Annotated in this window: 4 protein-coding genes; all 4 read left to right on the forward strand. The window is 64.4% G+C overall.

Going from position 1 to position 2,090, the window contains the following annotated elements:
* On the forward strand, positions 1-510 hold a 510-nt coding region (locus VF194_RS02715), incomplete at its 5' end, for a hypothetical protein (RefSeq protein WP_330887781.1).
* A gap of 71 nt (positions 511-581) precedes the next feature.
* A complete protein-coding gene (locus VF194_RS02720; protein WP_330887783.1) occupies positions 582-902 on the forward strand; it encodes a DUF6197 family protein in 321 nt (106 codons plus the stop codon).
* Positions 899-1,153, forward strand: a complete 255-nt coding sequence (locus tag VF194_RS02725; protein WP_330887785.1) for a hypothetical protein — start codon at positions 899-901, stop codon at positions 1,151-1,153. The genes VF194_RS02720 and VF194_RS02725 overlap by 4 nt, the downstream gene beginning before the upstream one ends.
* Before the next feature lie 420 nt (positions 1,154-1,573).
* Positions 1,574-1,954 (forward strand): hypothetical protein, encoded by a 381-nt coding sequence (locus VF194_RS02730; protein WP_330887787.1) that lies wholly within the window; start codon positions 1,574-1,576, stop codon positions 1,952-1,954.
* The last annotated feature ends 136 nt before the right edge of the window (positions 1,955-2,090 follow it).

Below are 2,090 nucleotides of genomic sequence, written 5' to 3' on the forward strand. Positions count from 1 at the left end.
AAAGCGAGACACTCACGATACAGCAGCGCACCGCATGCAGCGGGCGCGGCTGAACTGAATAAATCCGCCGGGAACCACGGCGTTAAACACGGAGAATTGACCATGAGCGAATACACCGAAGCCGCCGAGAAATTCCTTGCAGACCACGGGCTGCAATTCCGCGCTGTCTACGTGAGCAGCGCTTGCCCGCGCTGGTGCGAAGACGCCAAGCACATCCACGGCGACCGCTACCGCTGCACGATCAGCGGCAAGGGCCGCGGCCGCATCTCGTTTGATTTCTGGAACTCGTACAACGACAGCCGGGCCGGTAAGGCGCCCACGGCTTACGACCTGCTGGCCGCGATTCAGAAGTACGACCCGGAGAGCTTCGAGACCTTTTGCAGTGAGTACGGCTACAGCACCGACAGCCGCAAGGCGCTGAGCGCCTACCGCGCCGTCGCCAGGGAGTGGCGCAAGGTTGCGGCCTTCTTTACCGAAACCGAACTCAAACAGATCCGAGAGATCAACTAAGGCGCTGTATATCCCGCCTCCGCTGCCGCGTCCGGACCATCCGGCGCGGTGGTGGGGTGAAGAGTGAGGAGATGATGATGACCACCAAAGAAATCCTGATCGCAGCCCGCGCCAAGATCGAGCGCGAGGAGAATTGGACGCGGGGCGCGTATGCGCGCGATTGGGCCGGAGGGGTCCGCCTTCCGCAATCAGAAGCCGCCGTCTGTTTCTGCGCCCTTGGCGCAGTGCGCAGTGTGCAATGCCATTATGAAGAAGGCGATAGAGCCATATTTGCACTGCGTCACGAGATCAGCGGAACCCCTGTCAGCGACTTCAACGACAACCCCGCTACCACCCATGCGGACATCCTCGCCCTCTTTGATCGGGCGATCCGGAAGGCAGGTGAACTGTGACCACGCGCCACGCGATCAACGCTTTGGCTTCGCTGGAGTTCAGCCTTCGCCGGCAGGCCCCAGCCTTCCCCGCCGGCAGCCGGTACCGCTGGCTGCTCCTGGATGCCTGCGTGCGGGATGTGACGTTCCCGCACCTGGGTGACCGTAACCTCGCGTTTGCCCGTGCCGCCGTGGCTCTGCACCGCGCGACCGGCTTAACCCTCGCTGACCGCTGCCACGCAGCGGCGAATAACTTGGAGGTGAGCAAGTGAGCCAAAAACTGACACTCGAGGAAATCGTACTCTTGGCTGGCGGCCATGACGCCGATTCCGGCGAGATGTGCGCAATGGAGGCCGTTGCATATCTTGCCGGCGAACCTCATTCAGACCATCCAGCCTGCGCGTGCCCGGTCATCTCGGCCTTCATGCGCTCGTGGAATGATGCGCTCCCCCACGCAGACAGGAATCGCCTCTTGAAGCCGCTCCTGCCGCTTTTGCTCGGTACGAGATCCACGCCCGAAGTCGAGGGCCAACGTGCCTATATGGCCATCGACTGGTTGGTAAGATCGCATACTGTCGCGTGGTTGCGTCTTGCAAAGTTGCAAGATTGGGCGGACAAGGTTGCCGCGCTTGCGCCGATTACGGACGCGCAAAGTGCCACTGAGGCGAAGCCAACACTTAACGCCGCCCTGGATGCCGCTTGGGCTGCCGCTCGGGCTGCCGCTGGGGCTGCCGTTCGGGATGCCGCTCGGGCTGCCGCTCGGGCTGCCACTTGGGCTGCCGCCCTGGATGCCGCTCGGGATGCCGCTCGGGATGCCGCTTGGGCTGCCGCTCGGGCTGCCGCCCTGGATGCCGCTCGGGATGCCGCTGGGGCTGCCGCTCGGGCTGCCGCCCTGGATGCCACTTGGGCTGCCGCTGGGGATGCCGCCCTGGATGCCACTTGGGCTGCCGCTGGGGATGCCGCTGGGGCTGCCGCTGGGGCTGCCGCTCGGGATGCCGCTCGGGATGCCGCCATGGATGTCGCTTGGGCTGCCGCTCGGGCTGCCGCTCGGGATGCCGCTTGGGCTGCATTGAGTCCCACTGTCGAGCAGTTACAAAACGAGGCCGTCGAACTGGTCCGCCGCATGTGCGCGGTTAAACACGGGGGAGTATGAAGAACTGGACCTGTCCCCATTGCGGCCAGCCCGTGCCGAACGACTGGCCGCTCGAC

Origin of the sequence: Ferrovibrio sp. (genome assembly GCF_036381655.1) — a bacterium.
Lineage (GTDB): Bacteria > Pseudomonadota > Alphaproteobacteria > Ferrovibrionales > Ferrovibrionaceae > Ferrovibrio.